Below are 1,429 nucleotides of genomic sequence, written 5' to 3'. Positions count from 1 at the left end.
GGTTCCGTTGTCCACCTCTGCCATCAACGCGCCAGAACCATCCGCCACCGAACCGAAGGCGGCGGAGCCTGCGAGCCCCACTCGACCCGAGCAAGCGCCTGAATCGACAACCAAGACGCCTGACGCTCCCGCGCAGATGCCGGGGCGCACCGTCTATGAGAACCTTCACCAGGGCTCCCAAGGTGAAGATGTCACCGACCTGCAGCAGACGCTGGTGAAGTGGATGCCCGCGTGGAAGAACCGCCTGAGATCCGACGGCTTCTACGGTGAGCAGACCGCGAAAGCCCTGGGCACCTTCAAAGAGGTCTATGGCCTCGGGCGCGACGGGAAGAGCATCGACCCGCGCACCGCCTTCGCCCTGCGCGACATCAGCAGCGGGGAGTTCTGGCGCGTGCAGCCCGATACGAATGCCCTGCCCTACCACATGGCACAAGACAAGGGCACGCTCTACAACCTCGCGGTGCACGGCTATCCGTTCGACGAGGTGACGCGCCTCCCCGAGCTCAAGGATCTGGCAGGCAAGCGCCCAGACGAGATGATTTCCTACCAGGGTTACCCGCTGCAGGCACGCGCCGCCTATCCGCTGGCCCGGCTCGAGCGCGACATGCGCAAGGAGGGATACGGCCTCCAGGTCACCTGCACCACCTCAGGCCAGCATGCCGCCTGGCAGCACGCCGCGGGACGCGCAGCCGACTTCGCCATCACGTGGAAGGGCCAGTACATCGACGACCTTGGACAGGGCGCGATGGCCCACCACTCCGAACGTGTCGCCGCCCTGGCCGAACGAGAAGGCATGGTCTCGGTCAATGAGTATCTCGTCAAGACCACCTACGGCGACGGCGTGCACATCCACGTGCAGGTATGAGCTGTGAGATGTGAACGTCACAACTCTTAAAAAGTAACAAACTGTTCACAATCACGGCGTGCAAACCACGTCGATGTCACCCTCCATGCACACAGCAGGATCGTAGTGCAGGAGGGTGACCCACATGAGCTTCCAGATCGGCGGCATTGATCGCATCGGCAGCGGGTTCGGAATGAACCCGTCGACGCAGGCGAAGACGAATGGCGGTGCGGCGAGCAACGGTACCCCGTGGACCGGAGGCGCCATCACCGACGGCACGAAGTGGTCAGATGCCCTCAACGACGAAGGCGGTCCGCAGGGGGTCGGGCCCCAGGCGGCGGGTCCGAGCAACGGCGGCCCACAGGGTGCCAAGCCCAACGGCCAGAGCCAGAACAGCGGCATCCCCAATTTCAACAACTGGCTGCAGGACCCCAACGACCAGCAGGATCCGCAGCAGAACGGTGCACCCCAGGGCGGTGGCCAGCCCCAGGGCGGTGGCGCACCGCAGGGCGGTGGCGCACCGCAGGGCGGTGGTGCACCGCAGGGCGGTGGTGCACCGCAGGGCGGTGGTGCACCGCAGGGCGG

The 1,429-nt window shown here is 65.6% G+C and carries 1 protein-coding gene and 1 pseudogene; one reads left to right on the top strand and one right to left on the bottom strand.

Annotated features, from left to right (window positions below; all coding sequences use genetic code 11):
• Nucleotides 1-136: 136 nt before the first annotated feature.
• Nucleotides 137-865 (top strand): hypothetical protein, encoded by a 729-nt coding sequence (locus tag EB084_25430; GenBank protein NDD31606.1) that lies wholly within the window; start codon nt 137-139, stop codon nt 863-865.
• Between the two features lie 450 nt (nt 866-1,315).
• Here EB084_25430 and EB084_25425 read toward each other — a convergent pair.
• Nucleotides 1,316-1,429 (bottom strand): annotated as a pseudogene (locus EB084_25425) (DUF4870 domain-containing protein).

It is taken from the genome of Pseudomonadota bacterium, assembly GCA_010028905.1.
Taxonomy (GTDB): domain Bacteria; phylum Vulcanimicrobiota; class Xenobia; order RGZZ01; family RGZZ01; genus RGZZ01.
This window is presented reverse-complemented; position numbering and strand designations above follow the sequence as displayed.